Origin of the sequence: Psychroflexus montanilacus (assembly GCF_020164535.1) — a bacterium.
In the GTDB taxonomy this organism is placed as follows: Bacteria; Bacteroidota; Bacteroidia; order Flavobacteriales; family Flavobacteriaceae; genus Psychroflexus; species Psychroflexus montanilacus.
On record NZ_JAIQZC010000001.1, the window covers coordinates 570565 to 591320 of the forward strand.

Sequence of the window (20756 nt, forward strand, 5' to 3'; positions counted from 1 at the left end):
ACTGGCATGGCTGTATTGGTTTAACAGAAAATGCTCAATCTTTACACTTTAGTTCCAAACTCTATTATCTACTCACCCAAATTCATAAAAGTCCAATTTATTTTTTGTGGTCTTCAATTCATCCTGTAAATTATTGATTTGGTCAAGTAAGTTGTGAATCACATCAATACCTTCTATATTGATATTTAATTCAAAGTGAAAATATATGGCTTGAACAATTTTTTTAAAATGTTTGTCCAAAATGTATTTTTTATCATCTATAACGATGATATCGATTAGTCCACATTCACGTAGGGAGTTAATAAAGGAATATTCTAAGTCACAATTAGAACAAAAGCGATTAATAAGCACCAAATTAGTTGTTTCCATCATATCTGATTTATTGTAATTATGTTATTAATTTCTTGTTTAAAAGGTATAGATTTTTGATAATTTAATTAACGTGTAGATTTCTATACTCTACTTGTCTTAGGTTAGCCTGGAATTCTTAGAAAACTTAATAACTATCACTTATAAAGAAATGGTCGCTTCAATTTGTTTATCATGATCAGCTCTTTCATATGATTTCATTTTTCATAAAAAAAGTGATCAAAGATTTTACTAAATTAATGACGTGAAGTTTAATTTTATTTTTAACACTGTGCTTATATAATTATAGCTAATACTTATACAATTAGAAAGCGAGCTTTTTTATAGGTCTTCCAAGTTGTTGCGTTCTCTTTTAGTGAGTGATTTAAAAAATGAAGGCGTCAGTCCTGTAACTTGCTTAAATTGTTTAGAGAGATGAGCAACACTTGAATAATTTAGTTGGTAAGAAATTTCAGTCAGGTTAAGTTCTTCGTAAGTAATCAATTCCTTTATTCTTTCCACTTTGTGAAGTATGATAAAGTGCTCTAAAGTAGTCCCTTTTGTTTTACAAAAGATTTCGGCCATTTTGTGATAGTCCTGTTGCAATTTATCCTGAAGAAACTCTGAGAATTTCTTTATAGGCAAGTCGTCTGAATAATGGACTAATTCTACTATGACGTTGATGATACTTTCAATCAATATAGCTTTTTTGTCTTCCATCAACTCCAGGCCAGACTTGTGTAATTCAGTTTTAAGTCTGCTTCTCAATGCTGTTGAGAGAGGCTCTACTAAATCCACCTCACCAAGTTCTATAGATTTGAAATCAATGCCTAACTTTTCCAATTTGGATTGTACCATCATCTTACATCTTCGGCTAACCATATTTTGGATGAATATTTTCATATAATGCCTTTAAAAATAATACGCCTGAGACCCGATTCAAGTAAGAATTCTATTCTGTAAGCGATGAATTATCCCGTTTTCAAACTCTTGTATTTGGAGACTTACCTAAACAAACCTTATTCAACTTATTACTAATGATTAAAAAATTGAAGCCCTCTGTATTTAATGCTATATACCAAGGCAACAGGGTCAATTAAACAAGTTATCTTGAAAATCTAATCAAACTCTATTACCTTATAATATATTGATAATAAATGACTTAAACACATATTACAAAAGAAAAATGAAAATTTTAAAAAAAAAAAATCAAATATTAGATTTTCATCTTATCGAAAATCTCAACCAAAGCTTTACATCTTAGGACTCTCAAATCTTATTGACAATTTTTTTTATCATTTGATCAAGATCACACGAAGAGGCTTTTAATTGTTCCAGTAAGAATTGAGTTTCTGGATCTGTTTCATTTTGATAATTTATCAAGTCGATAATGCCCAAGATCTTTGCTAATGGCGCTCTTACCTCGTGTGACTGAGTCCATGCTATACTTTTTAACTTCTCGTTTTGCAATTCGATTGTCTCAATATATTTTAGGGTTTCAGTGATATCATTAGTTTGGACAATAATGACATCTCCCTGAGATATCTTTTTGACCTCACCACAATAAATCTTAACATCAATGTGTTCTCCGTCTTGAAGCACATGTGTGTAATCGTAATTCCTTTTATCTTTTACATTAGCTTTCATTTTCTTTTCAACAATCTCTTTCTCGCATTTCGGATGTAAATCCAAGAATGACATTTTTTTAAACTTAGCCAAAGAATAACCGTAATGTGAAGTAGCTGAAAAATTCGCATTAATAATTCTTAAGCTGTTGAGATCCAAAAGCCAGGTTGGCTGCGGGCTAAAATTGAACAATCGCTCATAATTATGTATTTCCTGTTCTATTTGCTCAATATAGCTTCTTCGGCTTAAGGCAAATTCGATACTTTTATGCAAGAGTGTAGGGTTGATTTCGTCTTTTACCAGAAAGTCAAACACTCCTAATTTTAAACTCTTTTGTGCTAAATTAATATCCGAGTAGCCAGTAAGAATAATGACTGGAGTCTTTGAACTATGATGTAAAACTTTTTTTATCAACTCAAGCCCACTTAAATCTGGTAGATGTAAATCAAGTAAGACTAAGGCAAATGTATTGCACGTCAAAAAATCAGCCGCACCCTGAAAATCATCAGAATGAGTAATCTTAATATTGTGATACTTTTCAATCAAAAAGTCTTCCAGAAGAAAGAAATCACTCTGGTTATCTTCTATGACTAAAACAGAATTACATTTATCAGTTTTAATATTCATCAGCTTTATTTAAAGTTGAAAGGGTTGACAATTGAAGCCAGTAGTCTAAGGTTTTTAAGATTAAATCTTGAAATATTTCTACTTGGCTGGGTTTTACAATGTAACTATTACAATGCCTTTGATAGGCTTTTTTAATATCTTCATGGTATTCTGAAGTAGAAAACATGACCACAGGTATGTTCTTAAGTTCATCGCTTTCCTTAATCTCAGAGAGAACTTCAAGACCACTATACACAGGAATATTCATGTCCAACAATATTAAATCTGGTTTAGAAGCACTTTCAAATTTGCCCTTGCAAAACAAATAATCCAGAGCCTCTAGTCCATTCTTCACCAACCGCATTTGTGCTTCAATTTTGTTTTCTGAAAGTACTTCAAGTATTAGGTAAATATCTCCATCATTATCTTCAACTAATAAAACTTCTGGTAATTTCATATTTCCCCGTTTTGCTTAGACTGATTCTTTTATTGGAAATGTGAAACAAAATATTGAACCTTCATCTTTATCAGAAGTTAGCCAAATCTTTCCTCCTAAAGCTTCTATTAATTTTTTGGCAATCGACAAGCCGATACCTGTTCCAACAAACTGTTCTTTGTTGTGAAGTCTTTGAAAAATCATAAAAATTTTATCGTGAAACTTAGGGTCAATGCCAATACCATTATCTTTAATTTGAAACTCCCATTCGGTTTCTTTTTTGAAAACTGAGATGTCGACTACAGGCGGAACAGATGCCTTGGTGTACACAAGTGCATTATCCAATAACGCATGAAATATTTGTCTTACAAAAGCCTTTTGGGTAATGATTTGCGGAAGTGAATCAGAATTGATAGTCGCTTTCTTTTCACTAATAAGCCTCCTTCTCAACTGTTTGAACTCACCAACTATCTCATTGATGTCAACTTCTTCCACTTCCTCTGTAGGATTGGAGGCTCTGGAATACTGAAGTAAATCAAGGATGATACGCTTCATTCGTTCGGCACCATCTGCAGCGTAATAAATATATTTATGAGCTTTTTCATCCAATTGGTCGCCGTATTTTCTCACCAATTGGTCCATATAACTTTTTACCATCCTTAATGGTTCCTGCAAATCGTGAGAAGCTACATAAGCAAAGGCTTCCAATTCTGCATTCATATTTTCCAAGGCTGTGTTATTATCTTCAAGGGAGATATTCGCCTCTTTGAGTTGTTGGGTTCTTTCTTCAACAGCTTTTTCTAACTTCTGTTTTTCTTCCTTACGTGTGTTCAATTCTTTGTTGAGTAACTCTGTTTCTCTTAGCTCTTTTTCTACAAGTAATTGCCTCACTTCAGTGATATCCGATATAACAAGTAGAATTAAGTGTTCTCTATGTGATTTTTGAACAATACGCCTAGCATTGAGTGACATGGTCCGTTCTCCCAAATCCAAAAATGTTTGTTTGACTTCATAATTGAACGATTGAGTATCTTTTGGAATAGTATTTTCTAAAAGTTTTCTAAGTGCTGGTATATCCCACTGTTTATTTTCTAAGTTGAATAAAAGTTCTCCTTCAGTTTCGCTTTTGGCAGTAGTGAACTTTTTATAAAAAGCATCATTTGCAGATTTTATACGTAAATCATTACTTAAAATAAGCAGAGGGTCGTGCATAGTGTTTACAACAGCCTTTGAAAATTCATAGGATTCGTTTAGGAGCTCGTTTTGGCTTTGCAATTCTTGTATAGTAATGGTAAGCTCTTCATTGGAGGATTCCAGTTCCTCCTTAGAGGTTTCCAACTCTTCGTTAACCGTCTGCAGTTCCTCGTTGGTAGACAGTACCTCTTCATGAGCACTCTGCAATTTCTGTGTAAACGTCTCTTGTTCTTCAATAGAAGAAAGCGCATCTGCTTTGGCTAAAGTAAGTTCTTGTTCTAATTTTTTAATCCTTCGGTCTTTGGGCGATGAGTTTTCTTCCCCATCTCCAGATTCCTGAGCATAAGTTTTTAATTGACCTTCTTTATTAAACAGAATGAGCAGTAAAGGTTCATCTCGTTCCACTTCAAGTGGAATAATTTCAAGACTAATAACATTGATCACAGAACCTGTAGTCATTTCAATTCCACGTTTACGTGTGTGTTCTTGAGAACGTATAGTTTTGGGTATAGCAGTTCTTAGTTCGAATGCAATTTCCGGCCGAGCCATTCTTAAAATATTGAAAGTCGCTTTACCTTTAGGATGTGAAAGAAATAAATCGGTATTACCACGGAATTGTATGATCTCCATTTGATGGTTGATCACTACACTTGGAGGCATAAAATCGGCGATGAGCAACCTATCAATAGCGGTTTCAAGGCCTTTATCATCAACTGAAATATTACTTTTTGTCTGATTTTTATTCGGCTCTACTGTATCTCCTACCTTTAAGCGTTGATGCTCAAAACTTGGGATAAGTTCAGGCAGTCGTCTTGCTTCAGTCCCCGGTTTACGGATATAAATTTTTTGCTCCTTACTATAATCTCCAAAAAAGTTAATGGAATGGCTTATACTTTCTGATTTACCTAGCTTTAGAAATCCATTATCATTTAGTGCATAATGAAAAATATTAACTGCTTTTTTTTGGGCAAGGGTATCAAAGTAGATAAACAAATTACAACAACTTACAAAATCAAGCCTTGAAAAAGGGGGATCTCGTAAAATATTGTGATAAGCAAACACACACATTGCTCTTATCTCTTTATTAACTCTGTAGTTACCGTCTGAGCTTGAGAAATATCGCTTTATACGTTTACCAGAAACGTTTCTAAGTTCTTCTTTGGTGTAAATCCCAATTCGAGCCTTTGTAATTGAAGATTTACTTAAATCTGTAGCAAAAATCTGGATAGACTGGTTGGAAGCTTGTTTTTCTAATACCTCAGACAAGATCATGGCAATGGAATATGCTTCTTCACCTGTAGAACAAGCGGGCACCCATACGCGAAGCGGATCATTGTTTTTTTTCTGGTTAAGAAGTTTAGGAAAGAGATGAGATTCTAGATAATCATAGGTTTCAGGTTCTCTAAAAAAACTCGTTACATTAATCAATAAATCTTTGAATAAAATATCGATCTCTGCTTCTTTAGTTAAAATTAAGTCAGAATAATCTTTGAGAGATCTAGATTTATTAACAAGCATCCGCCTGTAAATACGTCTAACGATGGTGCTTAATTTATAAATACTAAAGTCAACCCCTTTACGAGTCTCCAACTTATCAATAATAGTTTTTAGCTCTGGACTATTTTTCTCGACCTTTGCATGATCAAACATGTTGTTACCAGACTCACTGCCAGTGCTATCGATTAGGGGATGCTGACTCAGACGCATTAATTCGCTGGCTATTTCCTTTGGAGACAAAATAAAATCAACCATTCCTGTTTCTATGGCAGACTTTGGCATACTTGTAAATTTTGCAGAGCTATCTTGTGCAAATGTCAGCCCTCCCTCCTCTTTAATTTTTTTTATACCAAGCGTACCATCATCAGCACTACCAGAAAGCACAATCCCTATAACTCTCTCTTTTTGGGCATGAGCCAATGTTGAAAACAAATTATCAATAGAGACGGCACTGTTATTTTTGGAACGTGGGGTCAGATTTATATGCTCATCGCTAACTTCAATGCCTTTATCTGAAGGAATAATGAAGACCTGGTTAGGATAAATCTCATCCAAATCCTGAATTTCCTTGACTTTCATTTTTGTCTTCTTAGACAAGATTTCAGTCAAATTACTTTTGTGATCAGCACTGAGATGTTGGACATAAATAAAAGCCATCCCTGTGTCAGGAGACAGGTTAGTTAATAACTCCGTCATAGCCTCTAGACCTCCAGCAGAAGAGCCTATAGCTATAATAGGAAAATTAGGCCTTAAGCTTTTCTCGTCCTTGTAAGTCAGCTTTTTAGACATAGTCTCTTTCATATACTTTTAATTGGCTTATGATTTTTAAATCAAATTTCATCATCGTCTTGTTTAGTTGTGTCTGATATAGCCTTAAACACGAAGGCGTAGAAATTTATGCCTATTAGAATATCATAAACATATGTAAATTATTTCTAAAAGACTTTTGAATTAATTTTTATTTTTTTGCTATATAAAAATTGAAACATTGCTGGCTAAATTGACCGAACTAAAAACAGGAAAGCTTCATTTTGTAAATTACAACAACTTAAGTTCATTATACAAAGATTTAACTTACATGTTGATAGTAAGTCCCTTTTTTGAATCTGTTTTGAAAACACATCATCAGATTTGAGTCATTAGCTTGTTTCCGATGATCAATAAAAATTTGAGTGATCTGCTTAGAGCCTTCGTCTTAAGCCTATCTAAGTTTCATTTTCAGTTTGCATATCTTAAAAGCTTTTGTTTAAGCTAACTTGAATGCACTGTAATAAATTAAAAAAAGAAAGTATGAAATCTCTTTTAAAAGAAGTTCAGAGTTAATTAATGTAAGATTAAGCCGTACACTTGCATCATCTAGAAAACTTAATTATATGCTTTAGCATACATTTAAAAGCATAATCCATATTTTATATCTATTTACATATAATTTCATATATTTGATCATAATTATATTTAAAAGCATATAATGAATCAATTAGCTGATTTTGTAAAAGAGCGAAGAAAGCAAGTTAATCTTACACAGGAAGAATTTGCCGATCGTGCAGGAGTTGCATTGACGGTTGTTCGCAAAATTGAACAGGGTAAAACCAATCTCAATATGGAAAAGGTCAATCTGGTTCTTAGAATGTTCGGACATGAATTAGCACCAGTTAATAGTAAAGTAATGCATCAATGAGACAAGGAAAAGTATTTTACAAAACCCATTTTGCTGGAATCATTATAGAAACCAATGATGGGGACTATGTGTTTCAATATGACGGTAATTATGTAAAAAATCATCCTAAGGCGTTTATCACCTTCACTATGCCTGTTCAACATGTAGCTTATACAGAAAAACGTCTCTTTCCTTTTTTTGAAGGCTTAATTCCAGAAGGCTGGTTACTGGATATTGCTTCAACAAACTGGAAAATCAATAAAAATGACAGAATGGGATTGTTATTGGCTTGCTGTCAAAACTGCATCGGTGCCGTTAGTGTAGAACCCATTACAGAAGAAGATGAAAAATAAGTGTTTGTATTGTTATAAAGCTATTGAAGAAGGACATGACTATCATGAGGATTGCTCACTTCAGTTTTTTGGTTCCAAAACACCACCTGACATAGAGTATTCTCTTAACCAAATGGATGAGCTTGCCAAAAATGTTTTAGAACGAAGCATTGCGGTTCCAGGAGTTCAACCCAAACTATCTTTGTCATTAGTTGATGAGCCTAAAGAAGATTCCAATACACGCTTAACCGTTGTTGGCGCCCTTGGTGGTCAATATATCTTCAAACCACCTTCTGAGCGATTTCCTGAAATGCCAGAAAACGAACATGTCACCATGCGTATAGCAGAAGCATTGGGAATCAGGGTTGTTCCCTCATCGCTTATAAGGCTATCGTCAGGAGAATTGTCTTACATCACAAAACGAATAGACCGCACTGAAAATGGTGAAAAGATACATATGATCGATATGTTTCAAATCACAGAAGCATTTGATAAGTACAAAGGGTCTATGGAAAAAATCGGAAATGCCCTGGACAAGTATTCCAGTAACACTTTGCTGGACAAGACTTTTTATTTCGATTTAGCCCTTTTCTCCTTTCTTACGGGAAATAATGACATGCATTTAAAGAATTTCTCCATGATTGAAAGTCAGACGGGTTGGAAGTTATCTCCAGCTTATGATCTTTTGAATGTTTCCATAGTACTACCAGACGATACTGAAGAACTTGCCTTAACCATAACGGGGAAGAAAAAGAAATTAAAGCGGGACCATTTTGAAAAACTAGCCAAAGGTATGGAACTGACACCCAAACAAATCAAAGCGAGCTTCAATCGAATGAAAAGAAATAAACCAAAGGCCATGGAGTGGATTCAGCAATCTTTTCTTTCAGACAATATGAAAACGGCTTATATCAACTTACTTAATAGCAGGTATCAATCCTTGGATTTATAAAACTAGGCTCAACTGAAGCAATATTTATGGTATGATTTTACAACGTCATTTTGTTTAAAAACACTGAATTTGCATTCAACTCCACCTCTAATTCAACAACCTCTCTTATTTCTAAAATGCTATTCGCATTAGAGTCCTCATAAGGGTGAAAAAGAACAAGACTCACAGAGTGTATAGTAGCTGATAGTTAAGCGTTCATTTTTAAAAGTAAAACTCCTAAAGCAGCTTTCGAAATACTTGCTAGCTCAGAATGAAACTTGCTGTCATAGACTGAGAAGTTTAGTAGGAAGAAACAATTATTAGCAGACCGTTAACTTTAATCAGTTGCACTAAACTGCATTTCATTGACAGTGATATCATCTGAGCCGTCGTTGGACCTGATGAAAACTTCGATATAGTCTCCAGACTCCATATCAATTTCAGTATTTAAAGTAATTTGAAAGGATTGATTATTAGACAAGCCTGTTGCTGATGCAATTGGTGCTGTAGCAGGTGGAGTAAGTCCATTTTTGGAAATGGTAATAGAATAATTAGAATTGTTTTTGGGTGCAATCGCACTAATCACTACAAACACCTTGGCTGTGATTAATTCTTCTCCATGATAAGTCATCCTGTTGTTTACTGTCGAAGTAAACCTTTGCTGCTTTATAACTTCTGTCGTTCCAGCTATTTTTACAAAAGTATCCTGAGATGGAATAGCTGTAGTTTGTGTGTTGGTGTTAAAAAAAATATAGCTAAAAGCCCTGGAGTCGGGTATATTAGTGTTTTGTCTCATGCTCCAGCCGAATGAGTACGAGTCTATACCATCTAAAGGGTTGGTGACACCTCTAAACAGATTAGTCGATAATCTTCCTCTATCAATTGAAGCATTTGTATTTACCTTAATCCCAGTTTGTCCAGGATATACAAAATAGTTATTAGATATATCTACGTCATCAATGATCGCATTAGATAAAAATTCTATGCCAGACCCAGCAGATATGCCCACAATGTTATTGAGGTCTGATGTAAATTTTCCGACAGTCCCTCCTATTTTTACTCCATCCGTAACTTTCCAGTAATTTTGAATAATCGTTATGGCTTTAAAACCAGAAATATTTCCAACCCCCAATGAAGGCCCCATGATTTCAACAACTGAACATCCAGAGAAAATATTGCAAAAATTGGAAGACTCCCCTGTAAAATCGTAAGCCTGAGTAGAGCTACTTGTTGGAGCAACAGCTAGCTCTTTGATGTATACATCTTTATTTTCACTTTTTAAGACAGCTCCAGAGATGTTAGAAGCGATGATATCTTTTTGGGGATCTGTTCCTCTAAGTCCTGCGCCATTAATTAAAAGTTGATTAGGACTTATATCAACAAAGCCAGAAAAGACATACATTTTGGTTTCGTCTAATGTAATAGTACTTCCATTTGGTGCTGGTAAGTCTGAAAGAGAATTCACGTAGACGATATTAGATTCTCTAGAAAATAAGTAGGATTTCCATGAACCACTACTAAATACATCTGTGGAATTATTAGTTATATTATAGATTTGTAAACCTTCAGCAGGAGTTTCTATAGCATCTCTCTCTACAGTAGTCATTCGAGGTATGAGTATTCCTTTATTTATTGACTCAATGTCCAATAGTGAAGAAGAATGTGGACTTTCAGTACCGATCCCGACCTGCGCATTACAAACTGTAGAACCCAATAACATCATTAACGCCAAGAGAAAATTCTTTTCCATATAATCTGTTTGTTTTTTAATGTAAATGATTTTTAAAAGACCCTTATTTTTCGATAATAGAAGATCTGATCCAAATTCAAGAATGCAAAGGCTTTTACCAGAATAGCAATTAAATGCAATATTAGAATAAAATAATGAATAATAAAACAAATCTTATAATTATCTTAATAGATATAATTCGGTTTTAAAAAAAACACGCTACGGGAAAGTCTAAACTAATTAATTAAAAAAGTAGATGTCCACTCCTCCCCCCTTTACTTAATCTAATATGCTTTCTACTTACAAATTCTTTTTGATGAATAATCCGATTTTAAGGAAGGAAGATTAAAAAGATTTGGGACGGTTGGGTTTAGCGACATGTAAAAATTAAAACAATGGATAGTTCAAAGAGCAATAGTAAAACTCTTCTCCTAACACGGAGTCTTGCTGGAATTCAAGGAAAAGTGTTGAGCTTAAGATAAAAATGAGATAATGAGATAGAAAAATCAGTATCGGTTAAGTTTAAATGTGTAAACTAATTTAATTGGTTAGTTATTTCTTTAATATAAAAATCGAATAGAAATTAACACTAGAAAGCTTGGTCAAAAACTTCTTAATTGAATCACTTTACCGAAATAAAGTTAAGTGAGATATACTAATTTGAATATTAATTTTCTTAATGAATCTACAACTGCTGAAAATAAAAAAGCGAACTACGCTATGAGTTCGCTTATAACTTAAAACCACTATTTACTAAAGACTAAACTCAAACCTTAGTGCCACACCAAAGACATGCAGCCTAGCTTCACTTGTCAATCTTTCCGAGTTACTTTGAGTAGTGTCCACAGCATTTATAACAGATGTAGACCGAAAATCAGTCGGATTCTGAGAATCAAAGGATACAGGTCCATTAGAATTACTATCACCAGAGATGTCATTGATTCCATACTTATAATACACACCGACATAAAATGCATTGCCGGAGGTATACATTTGCTTGATGCCAATTTCAGTTGTAGCATTGTAGCTCGTTTTCAAATCAAGATCTGAAGTGTTGAAATTCTGATTATCATAAGTACCAAACCCTGCAAAACGAGGAGAATCCAATACCGCATTAAACCTCGGAAAAAAACCAGTAGTCGTTAAACTGTTAGCACTAGATTGAGATTCTTCACTAAAAAATAGATTAGCCTCCAGTCCAAGCTTAGCGTAGAAGCCTAACACGCCTTTAGTTTCATATTGTATTGCCAGAGGAACACTTAATGCGGTAAAACTCTGTTCTTCTACATAGCCGTTAGCAGTATATCGGAACTCAAAGTCTTCACCAGAGATATCCGTAGCAGGTTCAATACCTGAATAGGTATTAATGGAACTTTCACCTTTATAAAAGTTAAGCCCTGCTCCAGAATGAAGGCTCCAGTTTTCATTGAGAGCCATTGAAATTCCAGCCGTAAAGCCCCCTCCTTGTTTAAAAGAAGAATTAAATTGTGAAGACTCCAGATTGAGTTTTGCGAAATTCAATTGAGGACCTACAGAGAGGCGTACATCAGACTGTTTATTGTCAGACTGTGCTTGTGTGGTTATGCTTCCTAAAAACAATAAAGCTACGATTATTATACTTTGATAAATTCTTGTTGTACTATTTGTCATACTATGGAGTGTATACATCTTAAATATTTGGATTGGTTTTTAGTTTATTGGCAAATAAAGCTGATTGACTCACGGCGCTGATCGGTGCTAAGGATAAGTTTGTAAAGTCCCGAAGCTAGATTACTTGGTAACTGTATGGTATTCTCTACTCCAGTAGCAGGAACGGATAACAACATTCTACCGTTTAAGTCATAAATCTTGAAGGTGGCATTTTCCAATTCCTCTTCTGAATATTGAGCTGTAGCTTTAAGTAGGTCTCCTTGTCTAACAGGGTTTTGATGAAGACTCAAACCTTGATTTTCTGAAAGTTGTACCAGAGAATTACAAGTACGTAGTTCATCACCAGAGGTAGTAACCATTACTGCTTGATAGTTAGCATTTGGATCTAATTGATCACTAGAGAGATTCCCTTCTGAAAACGTTTGGCTTTCAGAGACTAACTCACCGTTTTTATACCATTTATAACTTACGAAAGAATACCCTCCATTAGTCTCAGTATTATTATTGACCACCAATGTATTGTTATACTTCTGAACTACAATAGCATCAAAATCAAAAGCCTTTTCTATTTCAATTGTATATGTTCTGGTTTGAGTCTCATCTTGAGAAGTCACTACAACCTCCTGACGATAAATACCAGGAACAGGAGTATCAATACTAAAATTTGTTCCTGTGTTAATTTGTGCATTTACACCTGCAACAATGTTGACGTCTACAAATGGTATGGCATTATTACAATCTATTAAATAATACACTACATCTCCTGGGTTATTATAAACTTGTCCATCAATTGTAATACTTGTGATATCAGCATTTGAGCTAGTAATGATCAAAGGTTGATCGATTGATGTAGCTGGCTCATAATTATCATTGCCAAGCTGAGAAGCTGTGATAACAATCTCTCCAGAGGTTTGCAATTCTACAAAACCACTTGGTGATACTGTAGCGGCTGGGTCCTGAGAGGTAAATGAATAGGTATAAGTCACCTCAAGTCCAGACGATGCTGTTGCTTCCAATTGAAAATCTGTATCATCTTCTAAGCTACGCGAAGCCAAGGCGTCAAAAGTAATGCTTTGAGAGGCTTTGTTAATGATTAATTCTATGGATTCAGTAGCTGATAAATAATTAGGTGTTTCTTCAGCTTCAACAGTGATAGAGTAAGTTCCAGCATCTGTATACCCTTGTTGTGGTAAGTAAGATAGGCTCGTTTCACTGTGGTTAAGACTTGCTATAACATTTTTAAATGTTCCATCATAAGTAAACGTCTGCGTAGCATCAGCTGTAATAACCGCCTCTGCCTTTTCTATAGTTAAAGTTGCCTCAAGAACTTCATCCAGAAAATTAGGTCGAGTTACCGTTGCTTCTACCGTATAGCTTCCTGCTTCAGTTTGGTCATTGTTTTCATAAGTCACCACCGCATCGTCTGCCTCTCCTGCAACAACAAGTGACTTTACCGCCCCATCATAAGTGAAGGTATTATCGGCAAATTCTAATCCCGTTTGTGTAGCAGGTAGTATTTCGAAATCGGCTGATGTAAAACTCAACGTATAGTTTTGTCCAGCATCTAAAGTTCCTGGTTCAATAGCATAATTTCCGACATCTTCTCCAGCCTCTCGTGTTAATTCACCTGTGAAAAGACTTTCATCCTCACCTACCACAAAGCCTGAGCTTGTAAAGGTAAATATTGGGTCCTCTGTTCCAAAAATCTTAGTCTGACCAGAATTGACAACTACTACCAATTCAGCTGGACTAATACTTGCTGAAAGCATTGGTGGAATTAAGGTATAATTGGCAGCATCAGTTCCAGATAAAGCAAAGCCTGTCGTTGAAATCTCTATATCAGTATCAACATCCGAAGTTGCAAAGGTATATACCGGCGTTCCTGTAAGACTCACATCATCTCCAGAAATCACACCCGACAATACCGCAGTTCCACTAGCAGAAGCATCGGTAGTCCCGTCGTAAATCTTGTCATCACCAGTAAGTCCAGTGATGGAAAGCTCAACATTAGTGATGTCTGCTGAAAGTAAGGGCTGAACAAGAGTATAATTTGCTGAATCAGATCCAGATAGACTAAAGCCTGTTGTTATTATTTCTATATCAGTTCCCACATTAGGGCTTGTAAATGTATATACTGGTGTTCCTGAAATGGTGACATCATCTCCTGAAACTACCCCTAACAAAGTAGCGGTTCCATTAACAGAAGCTTCGGTTGTTCCATCATAAGATTTATTATTTCCACTAATCCCCTCGATGCTTAATTCAAGAGCTGTAATATCTGCAGAAAGTATCGGCTGTACTAACGTATAGTTTGCTATATCAGTACCAGCCAAACTAAAGCCAGTAGTGATGATATCAATTTCAGTTCCAACTTCAGAGCTTAAAAATGTAAAAGCTGGGGTTCCTGTAAGATTGACGTCATCCCCTAAAACGGTTCCAGATAAAGTAGCGGTTCCATTAGATGTGGCATCGGTTGTACCATCGTAGGTTTTATCAACTCCAGAAAGACCAGTAATATTTAATTCAGCTGAAAGAATATCAGCTGATAAAATAGGCTGTGTTAGTGTGTAATTCCCTGCATCTGCACCTGACAACGTAAACCCTAGTGAAGTTATTTCAATGCTCGTACCGACATCTGAACTCACAAAAGTATAGATTGGTGTACCAGAAAGGTTAACCTCATCTCCTGAAATTACACCCGACAATACAGCAGTTCCAATAGCTGAAGCCTCGGAAGTCCCATCATAGATCTTATCATCTCCAGTAAGGCCAGTGATTGAAAGTTCAACATCAGTGATGTCTGCTGAAAGTGTTGGCTGAACAAGTGTATATTTTGCTGAATCAGCACCAGATAAATTAAAACCTGTTGTTGTAATTTCTATACCAATTCCCACATTAGGGTTAGCAAAAGTATAAACTGGGGTGCCAGATAAGCTAACCTCATCTCCAGAGACAATACCAGACAAAGTAGGAGTTCCGTTTACTGTCGCATTTGTAGTACTGTCGTAAGGTTTATCATTTCCTGAAAGACCTGTAATAGAAAGTTCAATACGAGAATCCACCAATACGTTAGCTGTAGATTCTATATTATTCAATATAAGATTCGCATTGTTTGAAGCAGCATCCTGAATGCCTCCTAAATTAGTATTCAATGTTTCGACTTCAATACCATTTAAATCTGATTCACCAGGTTGAATTGTATATCCAAATACCAAAGAACTAGTACCTGACCCACTCTTATAGACTGCCTGTCGTGTTGTTGATCCAATAGTAATGTCAAGTTGAGGAGCTCCTGTTAATATTACATTTTCATTAAAATTAATTTCGAAATTCAAATCCTGGCCATCAACGTAAGTCCCATCTGCAGGAACAGTTACTGAAGTTATAACCGGATTTGTTGTATCTACAAGTACAGAAGAAGTTGATCCTACATTGTTTAAAGTAAGGTTGGCATCATTACCCACTGCGTCTTGAATAGAACCTCCATTTGTAACAAGTGTACCAACATCAATGCCGTCAGTATCAGTGTCACCATCTTGCACCACATATCTAAATCCTACAACTGTGTTTCCACTTCCTATAATATAGGAAGCCTGTCTTGTAACCCCGCCAATATTTATAGATAATTGAGGAACCCCTCCTGTAGTCGAAATATCTACAGCCTCACTAAAAGTGATATTAAAATCTATATTTTGACCTTCTGAATAGCTTCCATCAGCAGGAACAGCAACATTTGTAATTGTAGGCACCACAGCTTCAACTAACACTCCAGAGGTGTTTCCAATACTATTTAAAGTAAGATTAGCATCATTTCCTGCATTATCTTGAATAGAACCTCCATTGGTAGATAAGGTTCCAACTTCAATACCATCAGTATCTAAATCGCCAGATTGAACCGTGTATCTAAAAATCAAAGCACTTGATCCAGAACCGCTTACATATTGGGCTTGACGATTAGTTGAACCAATGGCAATAGCGAGTTGTGGAGTCTGAGTTGTGTTTACAGTTTCATTAAAATTAATTGTAAACTCTAGCTCATCTCCAACTATATATGTAGCGTTAGCTGGGACTGCTACTGAAGTTACTGTTGGTGGTTGTACATCAACAATATGAGAGTCTGAAGCTGTAAAACCACCTAAAATCGGTGCTCCACCTGCATCAATAATTCCAGTACCACTGGAATTTAAGTCAATACTTAATGTCCCATTGCCTGAGATGGAAGACACAGTCAAAGTCCTAGTATTCCCATTGCCACTTACATTACTAATATTACCAGAAGCACTCCCTTCTGTATCCAAAGAAAAATCAGCTGTATCTACTCCAGTTACATTTTCAGTAAAAGTAACTAGGAAAGAAATCGAAGGTGCCGATCCTAGAGGACTTCCAGAAAGTGAGATGCTATTAACAGAAGGTCTTACAGCATTGGAAATCACTGTAGTTGAGTTATCCGAGTCCGTATCTGTACCATCATTAATAACAAGGTTAAACGTAGTTGTTTCTGATGTTGCACTTCTATTATCAGTAGGGTTAAAACTCATGTTTCTTAGTGTATTTTGTAGAGAAGCAGGCGTCCTGCTACTTACCGTATAAGGCCCTGAACCACTAAAACCAAAACCTGACAAAACACCTTTAGCGTTAGAATCTAAAGTAATGGTTGCAGAAATGTTATCTCCATCCGCATCTGAAGTCGTAATAGAAGAAAAAGGAGAAATAGTACTATTATCATTAACGGTTTGATTTGCTACTGTACCACCTATAACCGGGGGCGTATTCGGACTACCTGAAACAACTGAAACCGTGAATGACATATTCCAAGCATTACCAACAGCAAAGCCACTACTTATTAAAACTGTATAAGTCCCTGCTCCATAAGGAGTACCTGAAACATTACCACTATCAGTTACTAATACCGATGAATTAAAAGTCATATTTGCAGTACTTCCTCCATTTGTATTATAATTAAAAGAAACATTATCCAATTGCGAACCAGAAGGAACAACTACCTGAAAACGGTCTTGACCATCACTAGGAGTTTCAAGTGATCCACTAACAGTATTTGTGCCCGTAGTTAAGTTGATTGAAGGACCAGTTCCAAAACCAGGGAAATCGGGCGGTTCAGAAGTTTGTGAAAGTACTGATGATACTGACAGAAAAAAGATTATTAAAAGACCAGTAATTTTATGCATGACATATCAAAATTTATTTGTTAACATTTTTATATTATTTAACAAAAATAAAACTTAAAATTATTTCAGCCATTAAAAACCATATAATTTATTAGAGCAAAACATAATTTTGAAAACACCTTTATTATTAAAATAATCAGATATCAACTAATTTCATTGCAAACAGGATTTTTCTCTCATTAGATTCCTTAGTTACTTAAAAATCATAAATCTATGATATTATTGCAACTGACTTAAAAGGAGATCATGTTTAAAGTTAGCATACATTTAAAGACTGATAATCTTATAGCAGAGAAGAATTTATTAATAAAACATCCGCTATAAGTATTCATCCTGGGGGTTTAAATCGCGCTCAAGAAGTTTTCTATTTAATATTGAGTAAACCAAATGAAGCAATTCCAATTCAATTGAGAAAACCAATTAAGTTTGAAAATGGTTATTACTGGACACAATGGGAATTTTCAATATTGAAAAATTCAGACCTACAACCTATTGGAATCTTATGTATCGGTCATGACATAACTGAAACTAAACAGAATGTAATTAGACTAAAGCAATCCAGAATAAAGCTCATTAAAAACTTGGAAGCCATTCCGCACCCTATGCTTATATTGGATGAAACAAATACTATCAGTTACATCTATAAAGAGTTTGAAGTGGTTTTCGGATACACGGACGGAGATATTTTGAAACAATCTATAGAAGTTTTATTCCCTGAAACACTGAATAAGGATTACAATTCTCTTCTTAAAGCTTATCGAAAAGAGGGAGCCCCTACAACTAGAGTAAATAAATATTTATACTGCTTGAGTAAGAAAAAAGAAAAAATAGTCGTTGGAGCAAGCCTTAGTAGTTTTTACACCAATAATAAATTGAATGTTATTATTATACTTGAAGATTTGACAAATCTAAAGCATCATCAAGACACCATCATCAATCAAAATAAGGTTTTGAGACAAATATCATGGAAACAGTCCCATGAAATCAGAAAACCTGTCGCTAATATTTTGGGTTTATCCGATTTATTTAATCTTGAGCATTTAGACAGTGATACTAATATCAAAACAATTACCTATCTAAAAGAAGCTGCTACAGAACTTGACCAGCTGACCAAAGCTATTGTTGCGGAGGCTAATAGTAACGAGTACAAAACCGAGTTCAAAAAACATAAACGGCTCTTGTTTTATTAATACAGAATTATTTAAAATTTCAAGCCTTTTATTAGATATAAGGTTTCAATAATATTAATTATAGAAACATTCATTAGTAAGAAAAAACGATTTCAGAACTAATTTCAGTAAGCTGTATCATTTACATACAATAGTCCTAAATAAGGTAATTTACAGAAAGGATTGATAAAAAAATCCGATTGAAGAAATTTAAATTGTATTCGAAATAAACTAAAGCCAAAAACAACTTTTAATGTTTGCTTTATCATAATACTATTCATACTTGTGAAATGGAGGTGATAGGAATACTTACATTTACATTAAAAGAAATGGAAAAGAGAAAGTTTGTTTTAGTAATTCATGGTGGTGTTGGAACAATATTACCTAGGAATATGACTATTGAAAAAGAAAAAGCCTATAGAGATGTTCTCATTCGCGCACTGAGTGTTGGAGAAAGGATTTTAAAAAATGGAAAAACAGCGGTTGAAGCTGTAGAGGCCGCTATCGTAGTTTTAGAAAATATTCCTCTTTTTAATGCAGGACGAGGTTCAGTATTTACTTATGAGGGTGAGAATGAAATGGATGCTTCAATCATGGACGGTCTCACTTTGAATGCTGGAGCGGTGGCTGGTGTAAAACGCATCAAAAATCCAATTACAGCTGCGCGAAAAGTAATGGAAAACTCACCACATGTTATGCTAATTGGTAAAGGAGCCGAAAAATTTGCTAAAAAAGAAAATTTAAGACTAGAAAAGCCAAGCTATTTCTATTCAGAAGAACGCTATCAGCAGCTAATGCTAGCTCGTGAGAATAATGAGGTGATTTTAGATCACAGTGGTGAAAATAAAAGTACAGACAAAGAGATTGAAAACAATGATAAGAAATTAGGTACTGTAGGAGCAGTAGCATTGGATAGACATGGAAATTTGGCTGCAGCTACATCGACCGGTGGAATGACAAATAAGCGTTATGGGCGAGTTGGCGATACGCCTATAATTGGTGCAGGAACATACGCCAAAAATAACACTTGTGCAGTTTCAGGAACTGGTCATGGAGAATACTTCCTGCGTAATGTTGTAGCTTATGATATTTCTGCTCTTATAGAATATAAGGGCAAATCCTTAAAAGAAGCAGTAGATTTTGTTATCCATAAAAAATTAAAAGGACAAAATGGAGAAGCAGGTGTAATTGCTCTCGATAAAAAAGGAAACTATGAGATGACTTTTAATACCGAAGGCATGTATCGAGGCATTGTTTCAGATATTGAGCCTGCCAGAGCAGAAATTTTTAAATAATTAAGAAGGCTTCGTTTTTACAGAAACATGAAAATTAATAGTCCTCAATTTAAACATAAGACAGAAGTCTAATTAGAGGAATTGCTCTAATCGAGATGCTTTTTTGAGAGCAAATAACCTCGACCTTTTGATAAAATATGAACAATAAGATTTTCGATGGAAATAGGTTGACCATTTTCAATATCAGCAATATTGGTATAAGTGATTTTATTCCCTTCCACAATGGTTACCAAGCCAGATCCAATAGCTTCCATGTGATCTCCATCAGTTATAAGCAATCCAGTATCTTCTCCAAGGCCTATCCCTACATTAGTTGGGTTCTTAGCAATGACTTGGCAAAGTCTACCAAACCGTCCTCTTTTAATAAAATGACTATCGAAGGTTACATTATCAATAAATCCAAACCCTTGAGATTGTTTTACTTCACCTTTTAGAAGTGCTTCAGAACTTCCACCAGCATAGATCATTACTTTTGACATAGCCATGGCACCAGCACTTGTGCCAGCTACTACAAAGTTATCATTTTGATACCTAGATAACAACAATGATAAAATTGATGTTCCTCCTAAAATACTGGTTAGTCTCAATTGATTTCCTCCTGTAAAAAGTACACCTTCAGCTTCGGCAAGTCTTTTTTTGTAGGATTCATCTAAAGTATCTGTTCGGTTTTTGATGTGAATTACCCCTATATTTTTATTATTTAACCGCGCAAATGCATCTACATAGTGCTGGCCAGTTTCTTTGGGTATTAAGGAAGCCGTCGTAATAATTTCAATACGGTTTGTATTGCCTTCGAGTAATTCAAGCATCCGTTTTAATATGCCAGCTTCCAAAAATTTGTTGCTATGCTGTTCAGAATTATCTAAGTCTGAACCAGTTCCTTTATCTACTGCTCCTCCTATTGCTATTAAAATACCCGTTGGTTTTTTCATAATTGTGATTTAAGGTAGGCCTAATTGACTAACTTAGAGAAATTTACTTTTTATAAAAGTTGAAGTCAGTAGTTTGATTTGAAATATTGATTAACTAATTATTTCTAAAGGTAAGCTTTAAAAGCTCTAACTAATCACTATCCAAAACTAATATGGTTAAAACATAAA

General features: G+C 34.9%; 14 protein-coding genes. 5 read left to right on the plus strand and 9 right to left on the minus strand.

Features of this window, described 5'->3' with window-relative positions:
- Positions 1–72: 72 nt before the first annotated feature.
- The 5 genes from LB454_RS02715 to LB454_RS02735 form a co-directional block, all read right to left on the minus strand.
- A complete protein-coding gene (locus LB454_RS02715; protein WP_224462872.1) occupies positions 73–369 on the minus strand; it encodes a chaperone modulator CbpM in 297 nt (98 codons plus the stop codon).
- 321 nt (positions 370–690) lie between these two features.
- Positions 691–1251 carry a helix-turn-helix domain-containing protein gene (locus LB454_RS02720; protein WP_224462873.1) on the minus strand — a complete coding sequence of 187 codons (561 nt, stop codon included), beginning with the start codon at positions 1249–1251 and terminating at the stop codon, positions 691–693.
- 366 nt (positions 1252–1617) lie between these two features.
- The gene (locus tag LB454_RS02725) at positions 1618–2601 is read right to left on the minus strand and encodes a response regulator (RefSeq protein ID WP_224462885.1); all 984 of its coding nucleotides are present in this window, start codon (positions 2599–2601) and stop codon (positions 1618–1620) included.
- Positions 2591–3037, minus strand: coding sequence for a response regulator (locus tag LB454_RS02730; RefSeq protein WP_224462887.1), 447 nt, complete (start codon positions 3035–3037; stop codon positions 2591–2593). The genes LB454_RS02725 and LB454_RS02730 overlap by 11 nt, the downstream gene beginning before the upstream one ends.
- Positions 3038–3052: 15 nt before the next feature.
- The gene (locus LB454_RS02735; RefSeq protein ID WP_224462889.1) at positions 3053–6508 is read right to left on the minus strand and encodes a CheR family methyltransferase; all 3456 of its coding nucleotides are present in this window, start codon (positions 6506–6508) and stop codon (positions 3053–3055) included.
- 667 nt (positions 6509–7175) lie between these two features.
- On the opposite strand from LB454_RS02735, the gene LB454_RS02740 reads away from it, so the two are divergent.
- The 3 genes from LB454_RS02740 to LB454_RS02750 are packed head-to-tail and all read left to right on the plus strand — an operon-like array spanning position 7176 to position 8648.
- Positions 7176–7385 (plus strand): type II toxin-antitoxin system Y4mF family antitoxin, encoded by a 210-nt coding sequence (locus tag LB454_RS02740; protein ID WP_224462891.1) that lies wholly within the window; start codon positions 7176–7178, stop codon positions 7383–7385.
- The gene (locus LB454_RS02745) at positions 7382–7717 is read left to right on the plus strand and encodes a HipA N-terminal domain-containing protein (protein WP_224462893.1); all 336 of its coding nucleotides are present in this window, start codon (positions 7382–7384) and stop codon (positions 7715–7717) included. Before LB454_RS02740 ends, LB454_RS02745 begins: the two co-directional genes overlap by 4 nt.
- On the plus strand, positions 7707–8648 hold the full coding sequence (locus LB454_RS02750; RefSeq protein ID WP_224462895.1) for a HipA domain-containing protein: 942 nt from the start codon (positions 7707–7709) through the stop codon (positions 8646–8648). The genes LB454_RS02745 and LB454_RS02750 overlap by 11 nt, the downstream gene beginning before the upstream one ends.
- A gap of 316 nt (positions 8649–8964) precedes the next feature.
- On the opposite strand, the gene LB454_RS02755 is transcribed toward LB454_RS02750, so the two are convergent.
- From LB454_RS02755 to LB454_RS02765, 3 genes are all read right to left on the minus strand, one after another.
- Positions 8965–10377 (minus strand): hypothetical protein, encoded by a 1413-nt coding sequence (locus LB454_RS02755; protein ID WP_224462897.1) that lies wholly within the window; start codon positions 10375–10377, stop codon positions 8965–8967.
- 732 nt (positions 10378–11109) lie between these two features.
- A complete protein-coding gene (locus tag LB454_RS02760) occupies positions 11110–12024 on the minus strand; it encodes an outer membrane beta-barrel protein (protein WP_224462899.1) in 915 nt (304 codons plus the stop codon).
- A gap of 26 nt (positions 12025–12050) precedes the next feature.
- The gene (locus tag LB454_RS02765) at positions 12051–17192 is read right to left on the minus strand and encodes a beta strand repeat-containing protein (RefSeq protein WP_224462901.1); all 5142 of its coding nucleotides are present in this window, start codon (positions 17190–17192) and stop codon (positions 12051–12053) included.
- 374 nt (positions 17193–17566) lie between these two features.
- Here LB454_RS02765 and LB454_RS02770 point away from each other — a divergent pair, with 374 nt between their 5' ends.
- Together LB454_RS02770 and LB454_RS02775 are read left to right on the plus strand one after the other, a co-directional pair.
- Positions 17567–18382 carry a PAS domain S-box protein gene (locus LB454_RS02770; RefSeq protein WP_224462903.1) on the plus strand — a complete coding sequence of 272 codons (816 nt, stop codon included), beginning with the start codon at positions 17567–17569 and terminating at the stop codon, positions 18380–18382.
- A 269-nt stretch (positions 18383–18651) separates the two neighbouring features.
- A complete protein-coding gene (locus LB454_RS02775; RefSeq protein ID WP_224462905.1) occupies positions 18652–19656 on the plus strand; it encodes an isoaspartyl peptidase/L-asparaginase family protein in 1005 nt (334 codons plus the stop codon).
- 86 nt (positions 19657–19742) lie between these two features.
- On the opposite strand, the gene LB454_RS02780 is transcribed toward LB454_RS02775, so the two are convergent.
- On the minus strand, positions 19743–20588 hold the full coding sequence (locus LB454_RS02780) for a cyanophycinase (protein ID WP_224462908.1): 846 nt from the start codon (positions 20586–20588) through the stop codon (positions 19743–19745).
- Positions 20589–20756: the final 168 nt, after the last annotated feature.